Source organism: Phaeovulum molybdatiresistens (assembly GCF_023544865.1).
Taxonomy (GTDB): domain Bacteria; phylum Pseudomonadota; class Alphaproteobacteria; order Rhodobacterales; family Rhodobacteraceae; genus Pontitalea.
In genome coordinates this window covers 1-23,311 of the sequence record NZ_JAMJFX010000034.1, presented here as the reverse complement: position 1 = coordinate 23,311, position 23,311 = coordinate 1, and the positions used below count along the sequence as shown (strand labels likewise).

Sequence of the window (23,311 nt, the reverse complement as noted above, 5' to 3'; positions counted from 1 at the left end):
CCCGCCGTTATCGTGCCGAGGGTGAATCATGTTCTCAAACCACTGTCGAGCCGGGACTATTTCAGCGGCCTGTTAGGAAAAGTCAGTATCGGGGCGTAAGCCCCGTTGGTTATACTGCCCGCGAAACGCCTTGGGGGAGCCGCGGGGGATGATCGAGTACAGGAACGAGGGCGCAGTGCGGGTGATCGTGCTTGCCGCGCCTGAGCGGTTGAACGCACTGGATGCGGCAATGCAATCGGAATTGCTCGCGGCGCTTGAAACCGCGGGCGCTGATCCGGCCTGTCGGGCGATCGTGTTGACCGGTCGGGGCCGCGCCTTCTGTGCCGGGCAAAACCTTGCAGATCGCGATCCGCGCCGGTTGACTGCGCCGCCCGATCTTCAGGCCTCGGTCGCGCAGGGTTACAATCCGTTGATCCGGGCGCTGCGGGAAAGCCCGGTGCCGATTGTCTGTGCGCTTAATGGCGTGGCGGCGGGGGCAGGGGTCGGACTTGCGCTATCTTGCGACATCATCCTGGCGGCAGAGGGAGCGCGCTTCCTGTTGGCTTTTTCACGTATCGGGTTGGGACCGGACAGTGGGGTAAGCTGGTACCTTACGCGCGCGCTAGGCGAGCTGCGGGCCAAAGCGCTGATGCTGAATGGCGCCGCCCTTGATGCCGCAGAGGCGCAAGCGGCGGGCCTTGTCGCCGCGGTGCATCCCGCACAGGCGCTTGAGGCCGCGGGACTTGCACAAGCGTGTGCCTTGGCCGATGGCCCCTCGCTTGCGCTTGCGCTGACCCGCAGGGCGATCCATGCCGCCGCGACAAACGATCTGAACGCCCAGTTGGACCTGGAAGCCGAATTGCAGGGCCAGGCCGGGCGCAGCCCGGACTATGCAGAAGGGGTGCTTGCCTTCCTGGAAAAGCGCCCAGCCTGTTTTGCCGCGCGCGGCGACTGAGAGGGTCCGAAGGAAAACCATGTCCCCTGTCACCCTGAGTTTCGACGGCAACCTGGCGCGCGTCATGATCGATAATCCGCCGGTGAATGCGCTCTCGAAGGCGGTGCATGTCGGTCTTCTCAAGGCCGCTCGCACCATCGCGTCCCGATGCGATGTCACGGCGGTCATTTTGGCGTGCACAGGTCGCAGCTTCGTTGCTGGGTCCGACATCCGAGAGCTTGATGATCCCCAGCCACCCTATCTGCCCGAAGTCCTGACCGCGATAGAAACGTCGCGCATACCTTGGGTTGCCGCGATCCACGGCACTGCATTGGGCGGTGGGCTCGAACTCGCCATGGCGTGCCACGGCAGAATTGCCGACTCCTCAGCCGCGTTTGGCCTGCCGGAGGTCACGCTTGGTATCGTGCCTGGCGCAGGTGGAACCGTACGGCTGCCGCGGCTTGTCCCGATGACCCAGGCCATTGAAATCGTCACCGGGGGAAAGCCGGTCGACGCCACCTCGGCTTTGGCGATGGGTCTTGTTGATACGCTCTCACAACGAGATCTGATTGCCGAGGCCGAGGTTCTTGCGAAAGGGCTTGCAGCTGAAGGCCCGGGTCCGTTGTTGCTGACCCGTCCACCACGCGATGTCGCGGGGATCGATTGGGCGAAAGAGGAGGCCCGCGTCGCCGCCCGTTTCCGCGGTGCCACAGCCCCAGCCGAGGCCCTTGCATCTTTGCGCGAATGCGCAGAACTCGGAGCGGCAGAGGCGATGGCGCGCGCCCGCGCGCGTTTCTTGCGGCTTTCCACCTCCGCTGAGGCCGCTGCCCTTCGCCATATTTTCTTCGCAGAGCGAAATGCAGGGCAGAGCCTGCGCGCGACCGCTGGCCAATCCGTCGATCTTGATTTGTGTGGTGTGATCGGCGGCGGCACGATGGGTGCCGGCATAGCTGCGGCGCTGTTGCTGTCCGGGTCTGTCGTGCGACTGATCGAGCGTGACGCCTTGGCTGCGGAAGCGGGACGTGCGCGTATCGCGGCGGCGATTGAAACCAGCCGCCAACGTGGCGTTCTGAGCGCTGACGCTGCGCAGGCGGCCTTGGCACGATTGTCTGTCGGGGCGGATTACGCCGCCCTTGTCGCTTGTCCGCTGGTGATCGAGGCGGTTTTCGAGGACATGGCCGTCAAACGTGCGGTTTTCGAGCAACTTGATGCTGTCATGCCGCCAGATGCGATCCTTGCAAGCAACACTTCCTATCTGGATGTTGACGCGCTCGCAGCGGGGACCTGGGACCCAGCGCGCGTGCTTGGGCTACATTTCTTCTCGCCTGCGCATGTGATGAAGCTACTCGAAGTGGTGAGGGGGGCGCGGACAGGGCCGCGTGCGCTTGCCACTGCAGGTGCCTTGGCAAGGCGGCTGCGCAAGACAGCGGTTGTAGCCGGCGTCTGCGACGGGTTCATTGGCAACCGAATTATGGCTGCGTATCGTCAGGACTGCGAGGCGATGTTGCTACAGGGGGCTGATCCCGCCGAGATAGACGCAGCAATGCGTGGCTACGGGTTTGCCATGGGTCTTTTTGAGGTGCAGGATATGAGCGGGCTGGATATTGCCTGGGCGCGGCGACGGGCGTTGGCAGCGGCGGGCACACCGAGCATGAGCACGATTTCCGACCGGCTTTGCGAAGCTGGACGGCTTGGGCGCAAGGCCGGGCGCGGCTGGTATGATTACGAAGATGGCAAGGCCAAGGCGGCACCCGTGGTTGAGCAGATACTTGCCGAGGAAAGCGCGCGTGCCGGGCTGGTAAGGCGCGACTTCACTCAGGTCGAGATTATGACGCGAATCCTGCGCGTGATGCAGGAAGAGGGCGCGCAAATTCTTGCGGAGGGAATTGCGGAAAGCGCCTCTGACATCGACGTCGTAATGGTCGCTGGCTACGGCTTCCCGCGCCACCGTGGCGGACCCATGTTTCAGAAACGGGTGACGCGCTAGCGCACGAAGTAGACGACGTGAATGAAAATAGCGGTCGCCGGATAGTTCCGGCGACCGCTATTCTAGTCGCTCCCAGCAGCTAGGTTAGCCGCGCCGGATCAATGCGTCGAGCATTACGACGCTGGCGCCTTTCTCACGAACCAGAACCGGATTGATCTCGACTTCTTCGATCCGCGGGTCATTGGCCAGTGTTGAGACCTTGACGATAAGATCCGCAAGACCCGCCAGGTCGCCCTCGGGGCGCCCACGGAAGCCCCGCAGAAGCGCAAGACCCTTGACCTCGGCCAGCATTTCCTGTGCCTCGGGCAAGGATACCGGCGCCGGACGCACTGCGCTGTCACGGTAGATTTCGGTCATGACCCCGCCCGCAGCCACGGTCAGCACCGGCCCGACCAATGGATCGCGCGTCAGCCCCACAAGTACCTCGCCAAGGCCGGAACACATCTCCTGGATCAGGATGCCCTTGAGACGATAGCCGGGATGATAGGCTTCTGCCGAGGCCCGCATCGCGGCGACTGCGGTGACAAGATCGTCATGGTTGGAAATTCCGACCCGGATTGCGCCTGCATCGGTCTTGTGCGGAAGGTCCGGCGAGACGAGCTTTGCGACCAATGGCCAGCCAAGGTTCAGGTCCTCGGAAATTTCCTGTCCGGGGGCAAGCAGCATCTGGCGCGGCCCGGAAATGCCCAGACTTGCACAGATTCGCCCGGCGTCGACCTCATCCAGCACCCCGGATGGTGCAGCGTCGATTGCGGCCCGCGTTTTTGCGGGTAATTCGGGCGCAGGGTTCGCGACACAGGATTTCTCGGTCATCAGCATCGCCACGGTCTCGGCGCAAGTCTCAACCGTGCGGAATGTCGGCACGCCGCCGGCTTCCAAGAGCCGCATGCTTTCAGGTGCATGGGGCAGCGGGAAGGCCACAACCGGCGCGGCGTCAGGGCCCGCCTCTGCCACGGCGTCGATGATTGGGCGCACCGCCAATTCGGGATTGAACTGCGCCGAAGAGCCGATCGCGACCACCAGAAGCCCGGTTTCAGGATCGGCAATCAGCGTGGAAACGGTCTTCTTCATCGTTTCATATTTCGCGCCGGCCAGCGTGACGTCGACAAGTTTACCGTGACCAGCCGGAATTCCCGCCGCGCCCAAGGTGGCGCGCGCGGTTTCGGAAGCGCCTGCAATCGCGACGCCACGTGCACTGATCTGGTCGAGCACCATCGCGCCGCCGCCGCCCGTGGTCGACATCACGGTCACCTGTCGCGGTCGGCCATGCATCTTCGCGCCAAGCCGCGAAAGGGCTGCGGGGGCCTCGATCAACGTCTCGAACGTCTGCACCTGACGGATGCCGATGCCTGCAAGAAAGGCCGAAACAGCCCGGCTTGAACCGGTCAGCGCACCGGTGTGCGAGACCGAAAGTGCCTGCCCCTCTTCAGATTGCCCGATCATATAGGCCACAACCGGCTTGCCGCGTTCCGCCGCACCGCGCGCGAAATTGGCCAACGCCTCTGGGTCGCGGATCGTTTCCATGAACAGAAGGTAACCATCGGTATCCGCGTGATCGAGCAGCACTTCTCCCAAGGCGCCGATGCCGGTCGCCGCCTCATTGCCAAGCGAGACAAGAAGGGAATAGCCGATCCCGCGTTCGGCCCCGCGCGACACGAGCGTGCCGATCACGCTGCCGCTTTGGGACAACACGGCGAGGCGCCCCTTGGGCAGGAAATCAGTGCCGAACGCGGCATTGCTGGTGCACACGAAACCGTTTGCCGTGTTCACCACCCCCATCGAATTCGGCCCGATCAACAGGATGCCGGCCGCCTTGGCGATTTCGGCCACCCGACGCTGACGCACCTGACCTTCTTCCCCCGCCTCGGCGAAGCCATCGGCGAGCATTGCAACCACCTTGACGCCTGCCGCCGCACATTCCTCAAGCGCTGCAATCGCAGGTTCGGTATTGAGCAGGATATAGGCCATGTCCACCGGCTCGGGGATGTCGCGCACTGAAGCAAAGGCGCGCAGCCCCATCACGGTGTCGCGTCCCGGGTTGACGGGATAGATCCGGCCCTGAAACGCGTTCTTCTGCATGAACGTCAGGGGACGCGCCGTCAGCCGCCCGGGGGTGTCCGAGGCGCCGATCAGCGCCACGGTGTTGGGAGCGCTTAGTGCGCGCAGAATATCGGCGGACATCACGCCTGGTTCTTCTCTCATTCCGGCCACCACCATCACTCTGCCGCCACCGGCTTGGGCGCGCGCTGTGCGAAGCTTCGTTCAAAAACCCCCTCTGCAATGCGGTTCTTCAGTATTTCGATCGAACCGCCCGCGATCATCCAGCCGCGCGTGCGACGCAGGCAATATTGCACGGTGCTTTCCTCGCTGAAGCCAAGCCCGCCCATCACCTGCAGCGCCTCGTTTGCGGCGTAATACCCCGCCTCGTTGCAAGCGAGCTTTGCCATCGCCGTTTCCTGCGCTGAGGGCAGCCCGTCGCCGGCATTGACCGCCGCGCGCATCAGAAGAAGCTGCGCAGCCTCAAGCCGGGTCGCCATGTCCGCAAATTTCCACTGAATCCCCTGGAATTCGCACAACAGCCGCCCGAACTGACGCCGTTCAGCCGCATGCGCCCGCGCCATATTGAAGGCATGCCGACCGACCGCAACCGCGCGCGCGGAATTTCCCAGCCGCTCGACGTTGAAGCCAGCGATCTGCTTCCGAAAGCCGCCGCGCCCCAAAAGCACATTTTCACGCGGGATGCGGCAATTCTCGAAATAAAGCTGGGACCATTCCTCGCCGTTCATGAACATCGAAGGGCGCCCAATGGTGAACCCCGGTGTCCCACGCTCGATCAGAACCGAGCCGATACCGTCAAGCCCCGGCCCGAAACGGACGTAAACAAGGAAAACATTAGCCTCGGCGCTGTGCGTGCCGAAAATCTTCGAGCCGTTGATGACATAGTGGTCGCCGTCCTCAACCGCCGAGGTCTTGAGTTCTGTTACCGCAGATCCCGCTTCGGGTTCGGTCATGCCAAGCGAGATCACAGCCTCGCCGCGCAGGATCGGACCAAGATAGCGCGCCTTCTGCTCGGGCGTCGCATATTCGGCAAAAGTGCGCACGGGGCCAAAATTGCCCGCCTGGATCGCATCGGCGCTGCGTGGGCAAACCTCGGCCACTGCCTGGATCGCAAGGATCGAATCAACCAGAGTGCCGCCCATGCCGCCGTCGGCCTCGGGCAGGGCAATACCCATCAGCCCCATCTCGGCCATGCGGCGCGCCACATCCCACGGATATTCGGCGCGCCGGGCACGCTCTGCGGCACCTTCGGCGAGTTCGTTCAACGCGAAGCGCCGGACGCTGTCCTGAAACATGCGCTGTTCGTCGGTCAAAGAGAAATCCATTCTGTGGGTCCATTTTTTACAATTGGCACTGGCTCGAAACTATACAAACGTTACATTATCGAAACTGGCTTGAGGTTGGATAAGGAAAAGCTGAGGTTATGGATGACAAGCGATTGAACCTGCCCCTCAACCCGCTTCGCGCCTTCGCCGTCGCCGTGCGCCACAAGACGTTTACGGCTGCTGCGAAGGAAATGGGCGTCAGCCAGGTCGCGATCAGTCGCCAGATAGCCATCCTTGAAAACTATCTTAATCTGCAGCTTTTCGAGCGTCGAAACCGTTCGGCAAAGTTGACCGAGGTCGGCCGATCCTTTGGCTTCGAGCTGGCGGCGATTTTCGATGAGCTTGAACGCACGACGCAGCGCCTGCTCAGCCACGAAAGCGAGAAGACGATCCATCTGCGCGTCTACCCGAGTGTTGCGCATTACTGGTTGTTGCCACGGTTGGCGAATTTTACCGCGCAGTTTCCTGATTTGCGGGTGCGTATCGACACGGTCGTAGCACCGCTTGATTTCCGTGGCACTCACCTCGACGTGGCGATCCAACTCGGCACCGGGGGCTGGCGTGATGCGAAAAGCCGCAAGCTCTTTGACGAGGAAGTCGATGTCGTCTGTAGCGCCGACTATCTTGCACAGTTACCAAGGCTCGAAAGTCCCGAGGATGTAAACAGCGCCCAGCTGCTGCATTCACGTTACCGCCGGCGCGCCTGGGAGGATTGGTCAGATACCGTTGGCATTGAAATCAACCACCGCGAAGGCATGGAATTCGACAGCTCGCTTCTGACCTACAGCGCGGCGCAACAGGGATTCGGGCTTGCCATCGGTCAGGTCCCGTTGCTCGAAAGAGAATTTCAAAGCGGTCGCCTGTTGCGCCCGCTCAATCGCCCAATTCCGACGGGCGCATCGTTCCACGTGGTCTGGCCAACGACGATTTCGGTCAGCACCAAAACACGCCATTTCATTGACTGGTTGCTGGAGCAGGCAGGCGAACAACCCGAGTTTTTCCGGCGGTCGAAATCAAGCTGATTTTCGCACCGCGCGTGTTTTAGAAAAATATGGGAACGGCGGGCCGCTCTCCGCCTGGGACGGCGTGGTGCCGCTGGTGGTTGTGGAAGGTGATCTGGCACCCGATGCCGATCTTGGCTTGGCTTGGCTTGGCTTGGCTTGGCTTGGCTTGGCTTGGAAGCTGGTCTCCACAGCATGCAGATAGACGCAACCAGCCTTAACAGAAATCATGCTATGCCAAACCCATGGTTTCTTTGTAGCGGTTTTTGGTCTGATTACTGTCAGGGTAAAGTGATTGCCGCGTTTTAGGGAGGGGACCCATGCAACCAGGCAGGCGATACAACATGCGGTCTGTTCCAGCCAAGATCATCCGAGGGGGGTCCTCCAAGGGAATCTATCTGTGGCGGGATGATCTGCCGCCAGAGGGATCGGCACGTGACGCGGTCGTGCTCAAGGTCTTCGGTTCTCCGGATCGACGCCAGATCGATGGCCTGGGAGGCGCAGACAAGCTGACAAGCAAAGTCGCGGTCATGGGGGCGCCGACGCGTGATGATTGTGACATTGATTATCACTTTGGTCAGGTCAACACCGAGCTTCCTCGGGTGGACTGGCGCGCGAATTGTGGCAACCTTTCCGCCGGAGCCGCACTGTATGGCGCGCTTATCGGTGCTGGGCGCATGGAAGGTGACCGCATGAGGGTCAACGTGCATCAGGTCAACACTGGTCGCAAGTTGGTTTCCTACGTCCCGATGGAGAACGGGTTTCCCGCAGTAAATGGTGATTTCAGCATCGGCGGAGTGCCGGGGACAGGTGCAAAGATCGACGTCGATTTCGGCGATTTTGCCGGATCCGCACTTGGCGGGACAATACTTCCAACCGGCAATCCGATCGACCGAATCCAGGTACCCGGTGTCGGCCTGCTGGATGTAAGTATTGTTGATATGGCAAATTTCTTGATATTCGTCCGCGCATCGGATATCGGGATGGACACCGCGGCCTCGATTTTCGACATGCAGGCTGACGCTGCGCTTGTCGCGCGGCTGGAAGCGGTGCGTAAGGCGGTTTCTGTGCATGTCGGGTTTATCACTGAGGATACTGCTGATGAGGAGCTAAAGGTCAGCACAAACCCGCTGATCTTTGCCGTCGCACCGCCATGCGATTATCAGGCAACCAACAGCCTGGACGTTGCTGCCACTCAGCATGATATCTTTGCGCGCTCACTGGCCCGGTTTGAGTTTTCAAAAGCATATCCTGGGTCAGGTGCGGCGGGTACTGCCGTCGCTGCGGGAATTTCAGGCAGTCTTGTCCATGAGGTCGTTGGCGACATGGTGCAGACGCGTCGGTGCTATGATCTACGCGTTGGCCACCCCGGCGGAGTGTTGAAAGTTTCTGCTGAAGTTCAGACAGAAGATGGCGGCATTGTGGTCCGTAAGGCAGTAATCGGCCGGACTGCGCGGTTGCTGATGGATGGAAACGCCTATTTCCGTTGACATCAGAACCTGCTGCGCGGACCAAAAGCTAGATCATGCCTGATGACAGCAGTTTCCGCCCGTGACCTTATTGTCCGGGGCTGGGAAGCTTTGTGGCGGTCATCAAGCGCCACACGCCCTGGGCTGACACGATCGGTGCGCCCTCACATAAAACCGTACCTTCCACGAAAGCGAGCTTTGCGGTCTGGCGAACGACTTTTGGCTCGATTTCCGCGAACGTGCCGATCTTCATCGGCGTCATGAACTGGTGATTCAGGCTTATGGTTGCGCCTTTTTCTGCGCCGGCATGTGTGCGTGCAGTCATCCCGAAGGCGCGGTCGACAAATGTCATAAGCATGCCACCATGAACAAACCCGTTGCGGTTTGCCAGGTGTGGCGCGGCGATGAACCCGAACGATGCCCCGCGCCGCCACAGCCCACCGACAAAGGTGATGAAACCCTCGGATGGATCATGCGTCCAACCCTGTGAGCGCAACATTCCCTCAATCGTGCTTGTGGTGTTTTTCATGGTTCATGAATGAATGAGCCCGGCCGTTCTGGCAATCGCCCGGGCATAGTCCGAACCTGACTTCAAGTTATGCTATCATGCGCTATAGCATGTTGCGCCCATCGGCCGATCAACGGACTATCGAAGCGTCTTGAGGAGGGCGTTCGATGGCTGACGAGGAGGGATAGGATGTCCAGAATGGATCTACGGGAATTCGCAGGGGGGCTTTCCCTTACGCTTCTTGGAGCTGCCTTCGCGGTGCATGCAGGTACGAACTATGCGATCGGAACAGTGACCCGGATGGGACCGGGGATGGTTCCGGTCATTCTGGGCACGTTGCTTGCGCTTTTTGGTGTCGTGCTTGTCGTGGGGGCATTCTTTCGTGCGCCCAAAAGTGGCGAGATTCGCATCTTCGTACCGCTTGTCATTCTTGGCGCCATTCTGGCGTTTGCCTTGCTGATACGGCCCTTTGGCTTGTTCCCGGCGGTATTTGCCTGCACCGTTATCGCAACCTTCGCTGAAATGACGTTCCGTCCCATCGCCAGTTTGATTCTTGCAACTGTGCTAAGCGTTGCAGCCTGGCTGATATTCGTCGTTGCTCTGCAACTTCCCATTGCCCTCGTCAACTGGCCGGTCTGATGGAATTCTTCGCAAATATCTCGCTCGGGCTTGAAACTGCGCTCTCGCCCGTCAACCTGCTTTACTGCTTCTTCGGTGTTTTTGTTGGGACCTTGGTTGGCGTTCTGCCTGGCCTTGGAGCACTTGCGGCAATCTCGATGCTGTTCCCGATGACGTTCCACCTGGAGCCGACAACGGCCCTGATCATGCTTGCGGGGATCTATTACGGAACGGCTTATGGTGGGTCGACGGCGTCAATCCTGTTGAATATTCCTGGCACAACGTCCAGCGCGGTGACCTGCCTTGACGGCTATCCCATGGCGCAACAGGGCCGGGCGGGCGTAGCCTTGGCGATGACGGCTGTAGCTTCATTTTTCGGCGGTGTGTTCGGTATCCTCGTTCTGAGCATGTTTACACCGGTCGTTGCTGCTTGGGCATTGTCCTTTGGCCCTGCCGAGTATTTTGCCTTGATGCTTCTGGGACTTGTTGCTGCATCTGCCATCTCCGATGCCTCATTGGTCAAAGGGCTGGCCATGGTTGTCCTTGGCGTTCTTTTGGCGACTGTCGGGATGGATCCGCAAAGTGGCACGGCGCGATTCACGTTCGGATCTCTCAGTGTTCTTGACGGTCTGAGCATCAGCGCGCTTGCCATGGGCTTGTTTGGTGTGGCGGAGATCATTGCATCAATCCGCAATACAGAGACCCGCCGTCTTGATCCAAAGGCGATCAGCCTTCGCAGCCTGATGCCAAAACGTGACGACTTCAATCGGTCATGGCTGCCTATGCTGCGGGCCTCTACCATCGGTTCGTTGTTCGGAACGCTACCTGGAACCGGTCCGACTGTTGCCGCTTTCGTGTCCTACGGGCTGGAAAAGCGTCTTTCTGACGAACCGGAGAAGTTTGGCAAGGGCGCCGTTGAGGGGGTGGTTGCACCGGAATCCGCAAATAATGCTGCGGACCAGACGGCCTTTATTCCAACGCTTTCATTGGGAATTCCGGGCAGCGCCACGATGGCGCTCATGATCGGGGCGCTGATGGTGCATGGGATCCATCCTGGTCCCAACCTTGTGACGCAGCAGCCTTCGCTGTTCTGGGGCCTTGTGATGAGCTTCTGGATCGGCAACCTGCTTCTGGTTATTCTTAACCTGCCGCTCATCGGGCTTTGGGTTCGCCTTCTGTCGGTGCCCTATCATCTGCTTTATCCCGCCATCCTGATGTTCGTCTGCATCGGTGCCTATTCGGTTCATTACAGTGCCTTCGACGTGCTGGTGGTGATGGGGTTCGGTGCTTTGGGCTATGCCATGCGCCTCTTTGGCATGCCGGCGGCGCCACTGCTTCTGGGCTTCGTTCTCGGTCCTCTGATCGAGCAGCATTTCCGCCGCGCAATGGTTTTGGCGCGCGGTGATTTTTCCGCCTTGATCGAACGCCCGATCGCAGGATCGGTCTTAGCTGTTACCGGGTTGGTGCTTGTGTGGAGCATCTGGTCGGGAAGTAAAGCGTCTGCGCGCCTCAAGGAACGCCGGTTGCGGATCGAAGACGAGGATTGAGCAGACCATGCCTGGTTGGGGCGTGTCAGCCCCGGCTTTTCAAAGAAGCGTCGCATGTTTCGAAAAAGATGTGGCGATCCATCCAGAAACCCAAGGGAGGAGTTTGTAATGAAACTAATGTCTATGGCCCTGGCCGCGCTTGCGCTCGCCGGTGGGACTGCCTTCGCGCAAGACTTTCCGAATAAGCCTGTGACGATCATCGTGCCCTACAGCGGTGGTGGTTCGACAGACCTGGTGGGCCGTCAGCTTGCGCACGAACTCCAGCAGATCTGGGGGCAGCCCGTGATTGCCGAAAACCGGACCGGAGCGGGTTCCATGATTGGCACCGCCCATGTGGCGCAATCGGCGCCCGATGGCTATACCCTTCTGGTGAATACCCCTGCGGTTGCCACGGCGCCCGCTGTACAGAAAGATCTGCCCTTCGATCCCAAGGCCGACATCACGCCGATCGGAATGGTCGCGACCAGCCCCTATATGGCTGTCGCCGGCGCTGCGGTTCAGTCGACCAACTTCAAGGACTTCATCACCGAAGCCAAAGATCGCCGGATGTTCTTCGCCACCGCAGGCGTCGGCACCTCCAGCCATTTTACGGAAGAACTTCTGATCCAACAGGCTGGCATTGAAGCGGATATCGTCCACTTCTCCAGCGGCGGCGACGCGCAGGTGAACCTGATGGGCGGCCATGCGGACGTCTATATCAGCAACACGGCCAGTGTGATGCCCTATGTGAATAACGGCCAGGTCAAGGCGTTGGTCGTTCTTGGGTCGGAGCGTTATGATCTGCTTCCTGATGTCGAGGCAAGCGCCGAAGCCGGTGTTGCCGGGATTGACGTCAACAGCTGGGTCGGCCTGTTTGGTCCCGGTGGAATGGATCCGGCGCTGGTCGACAAAATCAATGCTGACTTGCATACAGCGCTGGCCTCTGAAAGCTTCCAGAAGGTTCTTTCCGATAATTTCGTGCTTGCCGGAAAAGACAATGCGACTGAATTCAAGGCCCAGGTCGAGGCGGAGATGGACCTGTGGAAGGCATTGGCCGAAGAGCGTAATATCGTCGCTGAATAATTGACGTAACAGAAAATTAAAAGCCCGGTGAAAACCGGGCTTTTAATTTTGGGGCCACCCATGATGCTCAGGGTTTTGATAGTTCAGGCAGCTCGCCTTCGGGCAGCGGAACTTCAAAAACATTCAGTGTCATCGAAATCAGCGTGTAATATCCACACAGACCAACGAGGTCAATCAAACGGTCGCTCCCAAGTATGCTTGCCGCGCGGTCATACAGAGTATCGGGTAGGCGCCGCTTGGTGGAAAGTGTGGTAACAACGGCGTGGATCACCTCTTGCGTGGGGGATGTGAAAACCGGTGTCTCTCTGCGGCGTAACGCTTCGACGATATGTGGCTCAACGCCTGCGTTCAGCGCAATTGGCTTGTGCGCCCACCATTCGAATTCCGACTGCCAGATCATCGCCATGCACAGGATCGCCAACTCCGAATGTTGAGGTTCGAGTAACGTTCCATACCGACAATATGCGCCAAGCGCCTGTGCCGCCTCGGCCAATTCCGGTCGATGGAGCCAGATTGCCAGCGGCCCGCGAACGCGTCCACGCGGGCCGTTAGTAATGATATCATGGACCCGGCGTTGGTCCGGGGTCATGGTTGCGAAATCGGGGGGCCCGAGGCGCATGAAGTATTCTCCTGTCAGATCTGTGCCAGGCGTGGCGGGTTACCATCCAGCCAGCCCTCAAGGTTTTCTACGGTCTCTCGGTAGAATGCGCTGAATGTCTCCTGAACCGAATACCCGAGATGCGGCGTCAGTAGTGCGTTTGGCAACGCACGCAGCGGAGCATCGGCGGGCAAGGGTTCGGCATCGTAGACGTCGATGCCGGCCGCGCGCAGCTTGCCATCGCGCAGTGCAGCAAGCAGTGCTTCATTATCTACAAGCGGGCCCCTGGCAGTGTTAATGAGTATGGCGTTGGGATGCAACAAAGCCAGATCGTCACTCCCGATGATGCCACGCGTCGTTGGACCCAGCACAAGATGCAGAGAGACGATATCCGATTGCCGCAGTAGATCTTCCTTTGTCGCATAGACTGCACCTGCGGCCGTTGCGCGCTCGGGTGTCAGGTTCGGGCTCCAGGCGAGCACCTCCATTCCAAAGGCCCGCGCGATCTGCACCATCCGTGTGCCCAGCTTGCCTAATCCGATAAGGCCCAGCGTCCGCCCGTAGAGCGCATTGCCCAGCCGCGTTTGCCAGGCACCATTGCGCATGGCCATGGACTCTTCGGGAATATGCCGCATAAGCGATATGATCAGGCCCCAGGCCAGCTCGACCGTGGCATAAATTCCATTGCCGCTTCCGGATGTGGTCATCACGGCAATGCCCAGGTCATGCGCTGCCTTATAGTCCAAAGTGCGATTCAACCGCCCGGTTGCGGCAATGGCGCGAAGTTCTGGTAATTGCCGAAGCAATTCGGCAGGCATTGGGCTGCGTTCACGCAATAAACAGATCGCATCGTAGGGCCGCAATCGCGCGACTGTGGCGTCACCGCCTGGCAGTGCCTCTGAAATGAAGGTTACATCTGCCCGATTGGTCAACTTGCTCCAGTCAGCCAGGCGATGTGCGACACCCATATAGTCATCAAGAACAGCAATCCTGGGACGGCGCCCTTCGGCAAGCGGGCGAAATTCATTCATGAGGGGTTGTCTCCTTCTTTGTTTGGCCTGCGCTGTTCGTATCGGTGGATCCAAGCCACGATCCATGGGATGTTCGGCATGAAGATGAAAATCCGGGTTAGATGGAAGGCGGTGACGATCGTCGCATCCTCTTGAAGAAATTTCGCGGTCAGCGCCATTTCGGTAACGCCTCCCGGTGCCGCGCCTAAAACGACGAGTTGCCAGTTCAACCCCGAGAGCCATGCAATGGCTACTGCGATGGCGGAGCAGAGCAGCAGAAGCGATGTGGCAGAGAGCGTTGCGGTAAGGACTAGTCGCCCGGCGCGGGTCAGAATTTCTTTTCTGAAGGTAGAGCCGAGCCAAGACCCAAGTACGACTTGTGCGGCCGCGAGGATAATTCCCGGATAGGGGGCCGGAGCATATCCCGACGCAGCAAGCGCTGCCATGGTGGCCAGTGGGCCAAGAAAGTTCGGATTGGGGATGCGCAGGCGGCGAAACACATAGGCGGCGAAAAAGCCGAAGAACCCAAGGATCAGTAAGTCAGAAATATCGAAGGCGACCTCTGAATAGGGCATCGTCCGGTCGCCCGGCCAGCCCTCTACCGCGAACATTCCGAAGGGAAGAAGCAACACGACCCCCGCAAGCCGGAGCGTCTGCGAAACAATTACCGGGACAGGGTCCGCTTTCAGGTCGACCGCCATGGCTGCGGCCTCGACAGGACTGGTAGGAACCGAAGAAAGAAAGCTTTGGGCTACGGACATGCCCGACCATCGAGAGAAGAGAACAGAGATAAACAAGATACAAATCAATGTCATGACAGCCGTGGTTATCATGACTGGAGCCAGCCAAAGCAATTTCTCCAACGTTTCTGACGTGAAGGTCAGGCCAATCTGGCTTGCCACGATGACCTGCCCAAACGGTCGAATCTTGTTTGGTACCTGAACAGGTAGAAGGCCCGAAATGCACAGGACCGCCGTCACGACAAGCGGTCCAATCATCCATGGGAGCGGCGAGCCCAAATGCTGGAAGCCCCATCCCCCGAGGCTTGCAAGCAGCATAAAGAGCCCTAGCCGGGCCGCGACAAGCCGCCGATTGGTGAAAGGTAACGGTCTAGTCACAGCGAGCCGACATTCCCCCATCCACGATGATCTCTGTTCCGGTCACGAAACGAGCGTCATCCGAGGCGAGGAAAAGTGCCGCGTTCGCCGTGTCACGGCCATCACCCATAAAGGGCAGGGGGATACGGGATTGCCGTTTGGCGAGCAGCGCTGCGACGTCACCGCCCTCACGCTGACCGGCAAGCCGCGCCTCTACCATAGGCGTGTGCATCTGTCCCGGCACCACCGTGTTTACGCGGATGTTCCAGGGCGCATATTCCACCGCCGTAACGCGCGAGAACTGGATGACACCCGCCTTGGCCGCTGCATAAGCGACCTGCGCGGCACCGGTCCATCGGATCCCGGAGGTGGAGGCCGTATTGACGATTGAGCCTCCGCCGGTCGCCTTCATCAGCGGAAGAACGTGCTTGCAGGTAAGAAAAACGCTGGTCAGATTGTAGTTCAGCTGCTTCAGCCATAGCTCTTCGGTCATCTCGACGGCACCACCGCGTGCCGAACCGCCGACATTGTTCAAAAGAACATCTAAGCGCCCGTAGCGGTCGATGGCCCCCGCGACCAGTGCCGAGACGGAATCGCCGTTCGTTACATCACAGGGTTGGAACCAGTAGTCCGCCCCTGCCTCCTGCAAAAGCGCTTCGGTCTCCTGAAATGCCTCGGGGCTGATGTCGGTTGCCACAATGGCCGCGCCCTCGCGCGCGAAAAGCAAGGCAGCCGCCCGACCGTTGCCCCACCCGGGGCCAACACTGCCCGCACCCGTTATGATTGCGACCTTGCCTGCAAGACGACCTGTCACAATGCTCCCCCCTAGATGGTTTCCGGTGGCCATTTTGTCATTTTGGAACCGTCATTCCGCTTGGCCACATGATATTCTTACCCTAACATTTCCGAAGTTTGACTGGCATTTAGTTGCCCAAGGGAAACGAAAAATCATGCAACAGCGTCGGCTGAATCTTCCACTGAACCCGCTTCGCGCCTTTGCCATTGCATCGCGTCACAAGACGTTCACCGCGGCGGCGCGTGAGATGGGCGTTAGCCAGGTCGCGATCAGCCGGCAGATCTCGATTCTCGAAAACTATCTGAATGTAAGCCTGTTCGAACGAGGAATCCGATCGGCAAAGCTGACCGAAGTGGGGCGTGCCTTCGGCCTAGAAATTTCCGGCCTTTTCGACGAAATCGAGAACGCGACGCAGCGGATCATCAATCAAGAAACGCAGAGCACCGTTAGCTTGCGGGTTTATCCGACATTCGCGCATTATTGGCTGCTGCCCCGCCTGCCCGAGTTCAACGCGCGTTATCCTGATATTCGCATCCGCTTCGACACGCGCGTTGAGCCACTTGACTTTCGGGGGACGCATCTTGACGTGGCCTTGCAACTTGGAACCGGGAACTGGCGCGATGCGCGCTGTCACAAACTGTTTGACGAAGAGGTCGATGTTGTCTGTTCGCGAAGATATCTTGATCTGCTGGATGGCCCGCCGGATCTTGAAAAAATCTCTCAATACGACCTTCTGCACGCGCGGTATCGTCGCCGGGCCTGGGAGTTGTGGGCCGAAGCGGTGGGCGCGGACATCAGCCGGCATCGACCAACGGAATTTGACACCTCATTGCTGACCTTTTCCGCCGCCGAACAGGGCTTTGGCATGGCAATCGGACAACTCGGCCTGCTTGACAGCAGTATTAATGCCGACCGGCTGGTCCGTCCGTTCAGGCAACCCGTCAAAACGGGTTCTGCATTCTATGTCGTTTGGCCCACGGCAACCTCAGTGAACACCAAAACCCGCCGCTTCATCGATTGGTTGCTGGAGCAAGTTGGCGAGGCCCCTGAGTTCTTCAAGTCCGGGGAAGGCGGCCGGCGCTGACCCGAAGGGCAAAGCACTTCTCGGCTTTGCCAAACTTATGATCTGTCTGCCCCGTGATCTTCAACTGTTAGTCTAACCTGAACAAACACAAACTGGGGGAGTGGTTTTGTGTCAGGAAGACTTGAAGGCAAAGTCGCCCTAATCGTCGGTGCGGGTCAGCAGCCAGGATCCAGCATGGGGAATGGTCGTGCAACGGCGATACGGTTCGCGCAGGAAGGCGCACGGTGCCTTCTGGTTGATGTCAATGCGGATTGGGCAAATGAAACGCTGACAATGATGGCAGAACAGGGTGGCAGCACACATGATGCCGCCGTCTTCGCCGCTGACGTCACAGAAGAAGCCGCTTGTGCCGCCATCGTTTCCGAAGCGATTCGCCGTTTCGGGCGGATCGACATCCTGCACAATAACATTGGCACATCGACAGGGGACAAACCCACCTTCGATCTTCCGGTCGAAGACTGGGATCGGATTATGACGCTGAACCTGAAAAGCATGTTCATGATGTGCAAGCACACCCTGCCAGTGATGCGGGAACAGCGTGCCGGGTCCATTATCAACATCTCATCGACGTCATCCCTGTCGAAACGGCCGACATTGGCCTATAAGACGTCGAAAGGGGCAATCAATACGCTGACCCAGCACGTCGCGGCCGAGAATGCCGCCTATGGTGTGCGCGCGAATGTCATTGTGCCGGGCCTGATCGACACACCAATGGCCATCGAGCGGCGCGTTCGGGAAACCGGACGCAATCATAAGGAAATACGGACCGAGCGCGATTGCCTTGTTCCGATTGGTTTCATGGGCAACGCATGGGATGTTGCCCACGCTGCGGTCTATCTTGCGTCGGATGAAGCGCGATATGTGACAGGGGTATTGTTGCCGGTGGATGGCGGATTACTGTTGAAACGAGGCTGACAGCCCTGCCGATAGCTATGTCATAGCCAACATTTTGTCAGAAGGAATGCCGATGGGTTCCGTCGTACAGTTGGCCAAAGGCCGCTTGAACAAAGTAAGAGGACCCGCATGCAGAACCCATTATTGGCACTAGCCGACGTAGCGGCAGACTGGACGCGGCGTGAATTGTCGCAAGATGTCAGCCATGATGCCCGGCGCGCCGTGCTTGACTGGTTTGCCGCCCTGCTTCCCGGTTGTGTGGAAGGGCCCGCAGTTGCGCTTGCACGCGCTATGTCTTCTGAACGCGGTTGCGGCCGGGCTATTGCCTATGTGGATGGCGGGACCGGCGCACCGCGCCACGCTGCGTTGCTGAATGGCATTGCAAGCCATACCGCCGAATTTGATGATATCTATCGCGATGGCGGCTATCATCCCGGAAGCCCGACCATTTCAGCGGCCTTGGCGGTAGCCCAAGATATAGGCGCCAGCGGCGAAGAGTTTTTGCGCGCAGTCATCGGCGGGTATGAGGTCGGCTGTCGCATCGCAATGGCGTTGCAGCCCAGCCACTACAATAATTGGCACATCACCGCGACAGTTGGAACCATCGGCGCGGCCGTTTCCACTGCGATGCTCAAGGGCGGCGATGCGGCTACTATTGCCCATGCGATCGCAATCGCGACCAGTTTTGCGGGCGGACATCAGGAGAACCTGCAGGGCGAAGGGCAGACGAAGCCACTGCATGGGGGCCATGCCGCGGATGCGGGGGTTCTGGCGGGCATGGCGGCGGCTGCCGGCCTGACAGGTTCCCTGGACAGTTTGCATGCGCCGCATGGCTATGCCGCAGCGACTGGCGAGGATACAGGCAATTGGGACCTTGCGCTGGAAGGCCTGGGCGAATGGACACCAATCTCGCGAATGACCTTCAAGAACCATGGCTGCTGCGGCCATATTTTCCCGACGCTTGACGCGCTGAATGTTCTTCGTGCTGAAACGCCGTTCACGGCCGATGATGTCAAGAAGATCGAGGTTCTGGGCTATCGGCCAACCCGTTCGATTTGTGATCGGATGCAGGTTGCCACACCACGTGACGCACGGTTCAGCCTGCAATACTGCGTGGGCGCTCTTTTGGTGCTGGGCCAAGTCCGGCTAGGTGCCTTTACGGCCGAGGCACTGGCGATGGATGAAATCAGGGCGATCATGCCGCGTGTAACAATCGCGGTCGACGATGAAATCGCAGCGGCCTATCCGCGTCGGCGCATGGCAAAACTGCGCGTCGAGTTGACGGACGGTAGGGTTCTGGAGCGGTTTCAGCATACACGGAAAGGCGACCCTGACGATCCGTTGAGCGATGCGGAATTGTCAGCGAAATTCGACGATCTAGCAGCAACAATGCTGGCCCCGGCTGAGGTAAATATGCTGCGACAGCAGATCCTTGAAGGTGATCCGTGCATAAAGTCACTCAGCCTGAAAACTGTCTAACCGGTATGGATTGACCACGTCTTACGAATGCAAGGAACCGAGTTTTCATGAAACAGATTTCTCCGACGGGGATGCCGGAAAAGATGGAGTACATCCTGATTGAGGTGAGCAATGGTGTCGCGACCATAACACTGAACAGGCCGGATGTGCGTAATGCGATCAATGATGCGATGCGGGCAGAACTGATCGCGGCGTTCGACTGGGCGGATGCCTCGAAAGAGATTCGCGCCGTGGTATTGACGGGCGCAGGCAAGGCCTTCTGTTCGGGTGGCGATGTCACCGGAATGCAAGCACGCCTCGAAGCCCCGCAGGGAGAGGTTGCCTTCAACGGCTGGAAACGTCAGAAACAGACGCACCGTGGGATCAACGTGATCCACAGTATGACCAAACCCGTAATTGCCGCCGTCAATGGTGCAGCGTTTGGCCTCGGGCTGGATATGGCACTTTGCTGCGACTTCATTATCGCGGCAAATGGCGCGAAGATGTCGATGAGCTTCATCAAGCGTGGCCTTGTTTCGGACGGTGGCGGAATGTATTTTCTGCCGCGTCGTGTAGGGCTTGCCCGAGCCAAGGAATTAATCCTGAGTGGGCGCGTGATTGAGGCGGAAGAGGCGCAAGCAATGGGCATGGTCGATCGCGTGACCCCTGCTGTGGACCTGCTGACTGCTGCACAGGTTTGGGCCGAAGAGCTGAGCCAGGGTTCACCTGCGGCAATCGCCTTAACCAAGGCGATCATCGATCAGACTTTCGAGCGCAGTGCCGAGGAAATTTTTGCATTGGGTCGCGAAGCACAGGCGATCTGCTACACCACCAGCGAACATCGCGCGTCGGTCGAAGCGTTCCTGAACAAGTCTTCTGCGTGATTTGTGCCGAGCAGGATTAGAAACGGCCCCGGATCCCGGGGCCGTTTTCATTTCAGCACTTTCATCATGCGACGGTTTTTTTTATTCAATCACCGCGAGGCCATCCGCTGCCACCACGCCTGAACCTTGGGGCATGACGAATAACGGATTTATCTCGGCCTCAGTCAAACGAGACCCGAGGCTTTCACCCATTTCCGCGAAGGCCAGGATCGCTTTAACAAGCGCGTCTACATCATAGGCTGGACCGCCACGGAACCCGGTCAGCACGCGCGAAAGCCGTAGTTCGGCGATCATGCTACGCGCCTCATCCTCGGATATCGGCAAAAGACGGATCGCAGTGTCACCCATGATCTCTGCAAAGACGCCACCCGCGCCCAATAGGACCAAAGGACCGAGTTGCGGATCACGACGAAAGCCGAGAATGAACTCAATCCCGCCCGTTAGCATCTTCTGAACCAGATACCCCTCGATCACGGGCGCGCCGTTTTTACTGACTTGCGCTGCCATGGCCTCCAACGCCACGCCGACCGTTTCTGGGGTTAAACCCACCTTGACCCCGCCAATATCCGATTTGTGTGCGATGGCTTTCGACAGGACTTTCAGAACCACCTTGCCACCCAACTGTCTCGTGGCGGCGTTGGCTTCCGCGGCAGTCTGCACCACGCGCTGTTGCGGCACCTGAACCCCGTAATAAGCGAACAATTCCTGCGCTTCCGCCTCGTTCAGCGTCCCTTTGCCAAGGTCCGGCGGGGGCGGCAATGTCCGCGTGCTGGCGGCCGACGACGGCACGGCGACGGGCCGCGCGGCGTTCAGCGCCACGGCGCAGGTTTCCGGTGCGGTGAAGGCGGGGATGCCTTGAAGATTCAACTGACGCACAATATCGGGTGCATCCGGGCTTACATATGCGATGAGCGGTTTTTGGCTGCTCCTGGCGCCTTTGGTCAATGCGCCGATCGCGATCTCTGGCTGTGCCAGCGCAGAGGAGCCCACAATGACCACCAAACCGTCTACACTGTCCGAGGCAAGCAGACTTTCAGTTGCTGCCGTCATCACTTCGGGCTTGACCCCCGCAAGCGTCACATCCACCGGGTTGCTGTTAACTGGTTCATCTGATTTCAAAATTCTGGACAAATGGTCGGCGGTCGGGCTGTCCAGCAGCGGCACATCAAGACCGCCCATGCCACATGCATCAGCGACCAGACTTCCTGCGCCGCCGGTTGAGGTCAGCACCGCGACACGGCGACCATTCATTGTCCGGGCGGTTGCCAACATAGCGGGAATATCCAAAAGGTCGCCAAACCTTTCCGCCCGGATGACACCGCATTGCCTGAACAGCGCATCATAGACGCGGTCTTCACCCGCCATGGCCCCTGTGTGCGAAACGGCCGCGCGTGCGCCAAATTCTGAACGGCCGACCTTGAACACCACGACCGGCTTGCCCGCCTTTCGCGCCATCTGCGTCGCCGCGCGAAACCTGTCAGCCGAGCGTATCCCCTCGGCATAAACCGCAATCACCCGGGTATCGTCATCCACGGCATAATATTCGATCAGATCTGACAGATCGAGATCGATCTCATTCCCGGTAGAGGCAAGCTTGGCAAAGCCGATTCCGCGAGCGGCAGCGCGTGATAGAAGCGCCCCTAAAATACCACCGCTTTGCGATGCAAGCGAGATGCCGCCGACAGGCAAATTTTTGCCCTCCAGGGCGCCACTTGCTGAAAGTACGATCCGGTTGTGCAAATCCATGGCCCCGATGGTGTTGGGCCCCAGTAGGCGCATACCTCCGGCGTTGGCGCGAAGAAGTTCCTGCCGCGCCTGGCCGACCGCTCCTGCCTCGCTAAAGCCGCTGGCAAGGACAATAGCCAGTTTCGTACCGCGTTCGGCCAGTTCGCGTACCGCAAGATGTGCCCGCTCTGCTCCGAGAAGCACAATCGCCGCATCCGGCGTATCCGGCAACGCCTCGACCGATGGATAGCACGGCAGCCCCGAAATTTCAGACACCTTTGGGTTGATCGGATAGATTTCGCCCTTGAACCCATGTTCGAGAAGATAGGTTACCGGACGCCCCCCGGTCTTGGTCGCGTCAGCGGACGCGCCAACGATGGCAACCTTGCGCGGCTTGAACAAGGCATCCAGCGCAGTCGCAGCGCCAATGGTGTTCTGGTTTGTCATATTCCCCTCCTGGTTCTGTCGGCGCGGTGTCGCCCAGCACCTTTTGGACATGAATGCACAGTGCAAATCCTTCGGGTTAAGAAAACTGACTATTTAAGTGTCCGTGCCAGACGAAGGGTTTGGCAAAACTCACCCAAGGTCGATTGGAGGACGATCACGATCAAGTTCGGCCTATTGAAAGGACGTCCGCGCGCCTTGTGCCGGGCCGCCGCCTGCGGCGCCCAGGTCGAACGCGGCCCAGTTTCACCCCGGCATTGATCGGGTGCCGCGCACCTCACCAAGCCTCGGTATAGATCGCAAGTGCATCCGCTTCGGAGACCGGGCGGGGGTTATTCACCGCAGTCGTTGCTGTTTCATGGCGTCGGCAGCCATGCGGGGCAGTGCATCACGGGGGATGTTCACATCGCGTAGTCTGGGCGGCATCTGCAAACGGGCGATCAGCGCTTGCAAGGAATCTACAAAGGCTTCGGCCCGCTATTCATCGGGGACATCAACCAGATGTGGAAAGGCGTCGCATGCAATCTCGGCATAGATTGCGGCGGCTGCAGGCAGGTTGAAGCGCAGAACGGCGGGAAGCACCAGCGCGTTCGACCGCCCATGCGGAATGTGAAAGAGGCCGCCAACCGGATAGGCCAGCGCATGAACCGCCGCCACAGGAGAATTGGCGAAAGCTTGTCCCGCCAGCATCGAACCCAAAAGCATAGCCTCACGCGACTGAAGGTGGGAACCGTCGGCAACGGCAGATTCAATATTTGGCCTGCTGCCGGTTTCGTGGACGCGAAGATAAGATCGTGACCAAGGCAACGGAGATCGGACATGGTGAGACGGAA

Annotated in this window: 19 protein-coding genes and 1 pseudogene; 11 read left to right on the top strand and 9 right to left on the bottom strand. The window is 59.3% G+C overall.

Annotated elements, in window-relative coordinates; all coding sequences use genetic code 11:
- The first annotated feature begins 148 nt into the window (after nucleotides 1-148).
- Nucleotides 149-934 (top strand): enoyl-CoA hydratase-related protein, encoded by a 786-nt coding sequence (locus MXB90_RS15930; protein WP_250046417.1) that lies wholly within the window; start codon nucleotides 149-151, stop codon nucleotides 932-934.
- A 19-nt stretch (nucleotides 935-953) separates the two neighbouring features.
- A complete protein-coding gene (locus MXB90_RS15925) occupies nucleotides 954-2,900 on the top strand; it encodes a 3-hydroxyacyl-CoA dehydrogenase NAD-binding domain-containing protein (protein ID WP_250046416.1) in 1,947 nt (648 codons plus the stop codon).
- Nucleotides 2,901-2,984: 84 nt separating this feature from the next.
- Here MXB90_RS15925 and MXB90_RS15920 read toward each other — a convergent pair whose 3' ends face one another.
- Nucleotides 2,985-5,102, bottom strand: coding sequence for an acetate--CoA ligase family protein (locus MXB90_RS15920; protein WP_250046415.1), 2,118 nt, complete (start codon nucleotides 5,100-5,102; stop codon nucleotides 2,985-2,987).
- A gap of 14 nt (nucleotides 5,103-5,116) precedes the next feature.
- The gene (locus MXB90_RS15915) at nucleotides 5,117-6,283 is read right to left on the bottom strand and encodes an acyl-CoA dehydrogenase family protein (protein WP_250046414.1); all 1,167 of its coding nucleotides are present in this window, start codon (nucleotides 6,281-6,283) and stop codon (nucleotides 5,117-5,119) included.
- 98 nt (nucleotides 6,284-6,381) lie between these two features.
- Here MXB90_RS15915 and MXB90_RS15910 point away from each other — a divergent pair, with 98 nt between their 5' ends.
- Nucleotides 6,382-7,305, top strand: a complete 924-nt coding sequence (locus MXB90_RS15910) for a LysR substrate-binding domain-containing protein (protein ID WP_250046413.1) — start codon at nucleotides 6,382-6,384, stop codon at nucleotides 7,303-7,305.
- A 323-nt stretch (nucleotides 7,306-7,628) separates the two neighbouring features.
- Nucleotides 7,629-8,774, top strand: coding sequence for a PrpF domain-containing protein (locus tag MXB90_RS15905; RefSeq protein WP_250046412.1), 1,146 nt, complete (start codon nucleotides 7,629-7,631; stop codon nucleotides 8,772-8,774).
- 67 nt (nucleotides 8,775-8,841) lie between these two features.
- Here MXB90_RS15905 and MXB90_RS15900 read toward each other — a convergent pair whose 3' ends face one another.
- Nucleotides 8,842-9,282, bottom strand: coding sequence for a PaaI family thioesterase (locus tag MXB90_RS15900; protein WP_250046411.1), 441 nt, complete (start codon nucleotides 9,280-9,282; stop codon nucleotides 8,842-8,844).
- 168 nt (nucleotides 9,283-9,450) lie between these two features.
- Here MXB90_RS15900 and MXB90_RS15895 point away from each other — a divergent pair, with 168 nt between their 5' ends.
- From MXB90_RS15895 to MXB90_RS15885, 3 genes are all read left to right on the top strand, one after another.
- Nucleotides 9,451-9,900, top strand: coding sequence for a tripartite tricarboxylate transporter TctB family protein (locus MXB90_RS15895; RefSeq protein ID WP_250046410.1), 450 nt, complete (start codon nucleotides 9,451-9,453; stop codon nucleotides 9,898-9,900).
- A complete protein-coding gene (locus tag MXB90_RS15890; RefSeq protein ID WP_250046409.1) occupies nucleotides 9,900-11,426 on the top strand; it encodes a tripartite tricarboxylate transporter permease in 1,527 nt (508 codons plus the stop codon). The genes MXB90_RS15895 and MXB90_RS15890 overlap by 1 nt, the downstream gene beginning before the upstream one ends.
- Nucleotides 11,427-11,534: 108 nt before the next feature.
- Nucleotides 11,535-12,488 carry a Bug family tripartite tricarboxylate transporter substrate binding protein gene (locus MXB90_RS15885; protein WP_250046408.1) on the top strand — a complete coding sequence of 318 codons (954 nt, stop codon included), beginning with the start codon at nucleotides 11,535-11,537 and terminating at the stop codon, nucleotides 12,486-12,488.
- 67 nt (nucleotides 12,489-12,555) lie between these two features.
- On the opposite strand, the gene MXB90_RS15880 is transcribed toward MXB90_RS15885, so the two are convergent.
- The 4 genes from MXB90_RS15880 to MXB90_RS15865 form a co-directional block, all read right to left on the bottom strand.
- Nucleotides 12,556-12,894 (bottom strand): carboxymuconolactone decarboxylase family protein, encoded by a 339-nt coding sequence (locus MXB90_RS15880; RefSeq protein ID WP_250046407.1) that lies wholly within the window; start codon nucleotides 12,892-12,894, stop codon nucleotides 12,556-12,558.
- Nucleotides 12,895-13,121: 227 nt separating this feature from the next.
- Entirely contained in the window at nucleotides 13,122-14,117 is a 996-nt protein-coding gene (locus MXB90_RS15875) for a D-2-hydroxyacid dehydrogenase family protein (protein WP_250046406.1), read from the bottom strand.
- Nucleotides 14,114-15,154, bottom strand: a complete 1,041-nt coding sequence (locus MXB90_RS15870; RefSeq protein WP_250046405.1) for an AbrB family transcriptional regulator — start codon at nucleotides 15,152-15,154, stop codon at nucleotides 14,114-14,116. Before MXB90_RS15870 ends, MXB90_RS15875 begins: the two co-directional genes overlap by 4 nt.
- 52 nt (nucleotides 15,155-15,206) lie before the next feature.
- Nucleotides 15,207-16,040 (bottom strand): SDR family NAD(P)-dependent oxidoreductase, encoded by an 834-nt coding sequence (locus MXB90_RS15865; RefSeq protein ID WP_250046404.1) that lies wholly within the window; start codon nucleotides 16,038-16,040, stop codon nucleotides 15,207-15,209.
- Between the two features lie 103 nt (nucleotides 16,041-16,143).
- Between MXB90_RS15865 and MXB90_RS15860 the strand changes: the two genes are divergently transcribed.
- From MXB90_RS15860 to MXB90_RS15845, 4 genes are all read left to right on the top strand, one after another.
- Nucleotides 16,144-17,073: a LysR substrate-binding domain-containing protein gene (locus MXB90_RS15860; protein ID WP_250046403.1), complete on the top strand. Its 930-nt coding sequence runs from the start codon at nucleotides 16,144-16,146 to the stop codon at nucleotides 17,071-17,073.
- 108 nt (nucleotides 17,074-17,181) lie between these two features.
- Nucleotides 17,182-17,988: an SDR family NAD(P)-dependent oxidoreductase gene (locus MXB90_RS15855; RefSeq protein ID WP_349665921.1), complete on the top strand. Its 807-nt coding sequence runs from the start codon at nucleotides 17,182-17,184 to the stop codon at nucleotides 17,986-17,988.
- A gap of 108 nt (nucleotides 17,989-18,096) precedes the next feature.
- Nucleotides 18,097-19,446 carry an MmgE/PrpD family protein gene (locus tag MXB90_RS15850; protein WP_250046401.1) on the top strand — a complete coding sequence of 450 codons (1,350 nt, stop codon included), beginning with the start codon at nucleotides 18,097-18,099 and terminating at the stop codon, nucleotides 19,444-19,446.
- Between the two features lie 47 nt (nucleotides 19,447-19,493).
- On the top strand, nucleotides 19,494-20,309 hold the full coding sequence (locus MXB90_RS15845) for an enoyl-CoA hydratase/isomerase family protein (RefSeq protein WP_250046400.1): 816 nt from the start codon (nucleotides 19,494-19,496) through the stop codon (nucleotides 20,307-20,309).
- An 81-nt stretch (nucleotides 20,310-20,390) separates the two neighbouring features.
- On the opposite strand, the gene MXB90_RS15840 is transcribed toward MXB90_RS15845, so the two are convergent.
- Nucleotides 20,391-22,481, bottom strand: a complete 2,091-nt coding sequence (locus MXB90_RS15840; RefSeq protein WP_250046399.1) for an acetate--CoA ligase family protein — start codon at nucleotides 22,479-22,481, stop codon at nucleotides 20,391-20,393.
- Nucleotides 22,482-22,755: 274 nt separating this feature from the next.
- Nucleotides 22,756-23,234: pseudogene (locus MXB90_RS15835) on the bottom strand (dehydroquinate synthase/iron-containing alcohol dehydrogenase family protein); the annotation flags it as partial.
- Between the last annotated feature and the right edge of the window lie 77 nt (nucleotides 23,235-23,311).

Coding starts and splice junctions, on each gene's coding strand:
- MXB90_RS15930 (WP_250046417.1), top strand. CDS start 149: ATGATCGAGTACAGGAACGAGGGCGCAGTGCGGGTGATCGTGCTTGCC.
- MXB90_RS15925 (WP_250046416.1), top strand. CDS start 954: ATGTCCCCTGTCACCCTGAGTTTCGACGGCAACCTGGCGCGCGTCATG.
- MXB90_RS15920 (WP_250046415.1), bottom strand. CDS start 5,102: ATGAGAGAAGAACCAGGCGTGATGTCCGCCGATATTCTGCGCGCACTA.
- MXB90_RS15915 (WP_250046414.1), bottom strand. CDS start 6,283: ATGGATTTCTCTTTGACCGACGAACAGCGCATGTTTCAGGACAGCGTC.
- MXB90_RS15910 (WP_250046413.1), top strand. CDS start 6,382: ATGGATGACAAGCGATTGAACCTGCCCCTCAACCCGCTTCGCGCCTTC.
- MXB90_RS15905 (WP_250046412.1), top strand. CDS start 7,629: ATGCGGTCTGTTCCAGCCAAGATCATCCGAGGGGGGTCCTCCAAGGGA.
- MXB90_RS15900 (WP_250046411.1), bottom strand. CDS start 9,282: ATGAAAAACACCACAAGCACGATTGAGGGAATGTTGCGCTCACAGGGT.
- MXB90_RS15895 (WP_250046410.1), top strand. CDS start 9,451: ATGTCCAGAATGGATCTACGGGAATTCGCAGGGGGGCTTTCCCTTACG.
- MXB90_RS15890 (WP_250046409.1), top strand. CDS start 9,900: ATGGAATTCTTCGCAAATATCTCGCTCGGGCTTGAAACTGCGCTCTCG.
- MXB90_RS15885 (WP_250046408.1), top strand. CDS start 11,535: ATGAAACTAATGTCTATGGCCCTGGCCGCGCTTGCGCTCGCCGGTGGG.
- MXB90_RS15880 (WP_250046407.1), bottom strand. CDS start 12,894: ATGGCGATGATCTGGCAGTCGGAATTCGAATGGTGGGCGCACAAGCCA.
- MXB90_RS15875 (WP_250046406.1), bottom strand. CDS start 14,117: ATGAATGAATTTCGCCCGCTTGCCGAAGGGCGCCGTCCCAGGATTGCT.
- MXB90_RS15870 (WP_250046405.1), bottom strand. CDS start 15,154: ATGCTGCTTGCAAGCCTCGGGGGATGGGGCTTCCAGCATTTGGGCTCG.
- MXB90_RS15865 (WP_250046404.1), bottom strand. CDS start 16,040: ATGGCCACCGGAAACCATCTAGGGGGGAGCATTGTGACAGGTCGTCTT.
- MXB90_RS15860 (WP_250046403.1), top strand. CDS start 16,144: ATGCAACAGCGTCGGCTGAATCTTCCACTGAACCCGCTTCGCGCCTTT.
- MXB90_RS15850 (WP_250046401.1), top strand. CDS start 18,097: ATGCAGAACCCATTATTGGCACTAGCCGACGTAGCGGCAGACTGGACG.
- MXB90_RS15845 (WP_250046400.1), top strand. CDS start 19,494: ATGAAACAGATTTCTCCGACGGGGATGCCGGAAAAGATGGAGTACATC.
- MXB90_RS15840 (WP_250046399.1), bottom strand. CDS start 22,481: ATGACAAACCAGAACACCATTGGCGCTGCGACTGCGCTGGATGCCTTG.